The 4,064-nt window shown below is 36.4% G+C and carries 2 protein-coding genes, 1 tRNA gene and 1 pseudogene; all 4 read right to left on the bottom strand.

Features of this window, described 5'->3' with window-relative positions; all coding sequences use genetic code 11:
* A partial coding sequence (locus RXO53_RS07910; RefSeq protein ID WP_410713677.1) for a transposase occupies nt 1–1,234 on the bottom strand: 1,234 nt, incomplete at its 3' end.
* 158 nt (nt 1,235–1,392) lie between these two features.
* Nucleotides 1,393–2,772 carry a dihydrolipoyl dehydrogenase gene (locus RXO53_RS07905; protein WP_410713676.1) on the bottom strand — a complete coding sequence of 460 codons (1,380 nt, stop codon included), beginning with the start codon at nt 2,770–2,772 and terminating at the stop codon, nt 1,393–1,395.
* A 562-nt stretch (nt 2,773–3,334) separates the two neighbouring features.
* Nucleotides 3,335–3,406, bottom strand: a tRNA-Ala gene (locus tag RXO53_RS07900).
* A gap of 25 nt (nt 3,407–3,431) precedes the next feature.
* Nucleotides 3,432–3,564, bottom strand: a pseudogene (locus tag RXO53_RS07895) (IS200/IS605 family accessory protein TnpB-related protein); the annotation flags it as partial.
* Between the last annotated feature and the right edge of the window lie 500 nt (nt 3,565–4,064).

The raw sequence follows: 4,064 nt of genomic DNA, 5'->3' as shown, positions 1-4,064 counted from the left end.
TAATGACTCCTCTAGGATTTCTTTTAACTTCTAAGTTATAATAAGCACAATACTTTGAGGTATTATATTCTATAACTTCATATACTTTAATGCCATATTCTTGTGCTTTAAGTTCAATTGCCATCATTAATTTACGATAAGACCACATGTTTACAGTAAATTTGTTTCCCTTTTCCTGGGCAATGTTAAATGGGTAACCTAAATAAATGGTTGAAACACCTAATTCATGTAACTTATTCATTATGTGAGATGCTAAATTCCTATATAAATGCAAAAGCCTTCTCATTAATTTCTTAAAAAGTCTCCTCTTCTCTCTTAATAATTCATCATATGCTTCATATTCGCCAATGTATTTCGTCTTATCTGCTAAGGATTGTACTTGTGATATCTTATTCTCTAAATAAAAATAGTCCTCCTTAGTCCTAACACCTTTGTAAAGAAACCAAGTGCCATCGTTTAATACTACGCTTGCTAAATTATTTATGCCTAAGTCAATTGAAGCAACTTTGTTACCTTTAGGTGATTCAACTCTAATTTTTTTCCTTTCACCGTAAATAATATACTTGCTCTCCTTTCCCTTTTTAGTTATTTCAACACCTACTTCAACAGGTATTGAGGCATACCATGCATTTTCAGTCTCATCATAATATATCTCCAATCTACCTTGTTTTCCATACCATTTTAGTCTACCAGCAAAATCTATTTCTAGGTTGAAATCCTTTAGGATGAGTTTGTGGTTTTGCTCATCCATGACATATCTGTCTTGTCTAACAACAAGTAAAAGCTTCCTCCTCTTAGTTTTTCTATCCTTCCAGTAACGTGGTGGGCTAACATGTTTCATGAAGGTTGGCAATTTTTCTTTTTTCTTCAACTTTAGAAGAGAAAAAAAGAGCTCCATGCCTCGTTGTTTTTTCTGCATAACTGCTTGAGCATTAACTTTTAGCTCTTCCTTATATTTTTTGTAGTATTTGCCCCACGTCCCCTTAAAGTCTACTTTCTTTTTATGAAAGAACTGTTGCCTTCTCTCATAGTTCAACTCGTTGAATAGCTTTGATGAGATATTAGCTAGCCTTCTGAGCTTCCTTTTCTGAAAACCATTTGGAAGAAGGCGTACTACATTTGTTCTCTTATTTGTATAATTAACTTCGTAGATACCTTCATCTGGTATTGCGGGAGAAATCGGCTCCTGCTCCTCATGCCTTAAGAGTTGACCAGACGAAGGCTCTAAAAGCATCTCAAATAGAAATAGTATTTTTGATTTAAAAAACTTTTACCCCGCCCCTAGAAGGGGCGAGGTTTGTCATTCTCTTTATTATTAAAAAGCAACAAGTTTAAATCTTATAAATTAAAAGATTTGTTGCCATATAGGTTTTCTTCAAAAAATTTAAATATTTAGAAATATGACCTCATAGCATAATTTATAGACTCAAATGTTAGCGGATGGGGTCCGCAGACCCATGCAAGGTTTTTTGCAGTTAAACCGTTTTCTAACGCAACAGCAAAAGCTCCCATAAGTTCTGCAGCATCATGAGAATATACTTGGACACCTAATATTCTTAGCGTTTCCTTTTCCAAAAATATTTTCATCCATCCTTCTCTGTGGTTAGTTATTTGGGATTGCGCATCACCTGCTAACTTATAATCAACAACGTCATAAGGTATTCCTAGCGATTTTAGCTCTTCTTCGGTATAGCCTATCAGACCTATTTCTGGGTATGTAAATACGGTGAACGGGACTGAATGATAATTCATTCTATAAGCATCTCTCCCTATTAATATGTTTTTAGCTGCTATTATACTTTCTTTAACTGCAGCGTGGAATAACATAGCTTTACCTGTAACATCTCCTGTAGCAAATACGTTAAACAATGAAGTCCTTAAAGATGGAGAAACCCAAATAGCATTTCTCTCTATTTTTAAGCCATCTTTCTCCAAGTTTTCTAAACCATATCCTTTAAGCCTGGGCTTCCTGCCGACAGCCATTAATACTTCATCTGCTTCTACTTCAATAACTCCTGATTTGCTGTTAGCCTTAACTATTTTCTTGTCTCCTTTCTTTTCTATCGATGCTACTGGGCTGTTTAAATATAAGTTAACTTTAGCCTCCTTCATATGAGACTCTGCGGCCTTAGATAAATCAAGGGGCATAGTTGGCAATAACCTATCCATCATTTCTATTATAGAAACTTCAACTCCTAATCTTGAAAGCATATCAGCAACTTCAACTCCTATATACCCCCCACCTATTATGGCTATTGATTTTGGAACCTTTTTCATAGTTTTTTGATAAGCAAAAAGATCATCACTAGTGATTACCATATCCTTTCCTGGTATGTTTAATATAATGTGTTCTGCTCCTGTACCTATAACAAGATATTTTGTATTTGCTTCAAAATTTTCTTCTCCCTCTACTTTAACTTTATTAGAGGATAGTATCGTTGCCCATCCTTTAACAAATGTTAGATTTGGTCCATGTTCTCTGATCTCTTCCATGTGTTGTTGATATCTAATGTCTTGAACATATTCTTTAAGCTTAACAACTTCATTCCAAACTTTTTCAGGATCTATTTCTTTGTTTGCTGATGTGAATTCCAGTATCTTTGTTCTTACAGTTTTAGATGGTATACAACCTGCATAAAGGCAATCCCCTCCCAAATTACCTTTATTATCTACCATTAAGACCTTCTTGCCAGCTTTAGCGAGCTCAAAAGCACCTGGATAGGAAGCACCACCACCTCCTATGAATATTACGTCGAAATCTTTTTGACTCATCCTTACCACCTGTATACTGTTAAATGTTTTTATTATAGGTAATAGTTTAAAAATTTTTATATGACCTTCTCCCAACCCTAAAGGATGAGGTTCCCTTAGGTAGATCATAGGTTTGTGGTTTATCACCTTCATTTTCATCACTTCATAGCTAGCTGGTAGAGGTTTCTTCACTACCCCGCTCTATTTATCCAGATAGACCAATGGCTGAGTTTCAGCCAATTACCCCTATCCCCCACTGGAAGTTGCCCTTTTCTCTCAGATCCAAGGGACTCGGGGATATGTAAAGTCATGGGACATCCCCTTGTATGGACATGTTTTATCATAAGAAGCAACAAAGTCTCCTTTTAAGCTGAGTAAGAGCAAAGTTTAAACTTTGCTTTTTCGAAAAATAGATAACACCTACCAATAGATTAAGCTTCACTAAAAAATGCCTCTACCGACAGAGAAGAGTAAACTAATTAACATTAAAATCTAAATCTTATCATTTATTTCCTTATATAGAATTTATTAAAAGATTGTTAAGATACATCAGAAGAATTATATAATTTTAAATCAACTAATATGGACCGGCCGGGATTTGAACCCGGGACCTCCGCCGTGCGAGGGCGGCATTCTTCCACTGAACTACCGGCCCTTTGCCACCCATGGTTGGGAAGTGTTTACCCGTGGCGTAACTTTCCCTTACTTTTAATCTAATTCCGCCACGGGCACCCCTCTTAAGGGATCATACACAGTCACCCTTAACTCATTGGGGCTAGTCGAGGGAAACACCACTACCCTCCCATCCACTTTTTATCACTCCCACCCTCGTGAGCAGCGCTCGTCATCAGGTAGGGAGTCACCAATAAAAAATGTTTCGGTAATACTATATAAACGTAACCAACATCAAAATAATATTTAGAAGATATTAAAAATAACTAGTAGTTACGTAGAAGTGTTACAGTCTCGCTCTTCAGGTCGGGAAGTTTATTAAACTCAATATTGTTAAGAATAAAAAAGATTATAAGTTTCTAATATGATTTTTATTTTGAAGTTGGTCATGACAAGTCTAATAAACTATGAGCTATATGCTACCCTTAGCTATCGGGAAGCTCTGATAATTTATGCAGACCTTGAGAGGGGTGCTTGAGCTCTGACCTCCTCTCCGCCCTGAAGGGCGAGGGTTCCCCTCATCTGTTCGGGATTACATCTGTCATTTGAGGGGCAGTCGGGGTGGTCAGAGATCCCCCCATCTTTTTGTATGCTTTCTTTTCAATGTTTAATACTGCTATAGTATCTCTATTAGCCTCAAA

It is taken from the genome of Caldisphaera sp., from assembly GCF_046536515.1.
In the GTDB taxonomy this organism is placed as follows: domain Archaea; phylum Thermoproteota; class Thermoprotei_A; order Sulfolobales; family Acidilobaceae; genus Caldisphaera.
The sequence above is the reverse complement of the archived record's forward strand: the minus strand, read 5'-3'. Positions and strand labels throughout refer to the sequence as shown.

What these genes read in the sequence shown, in the direction of transcription:
- RXO53_RS07905 (WP_410713676.1), bottom strand. Translation starts at nt 2,772, where the DNA reads ATGAGTCAAAAAGATTTCGACGTAATATTCATAGGAGGTGGTGGTGCT.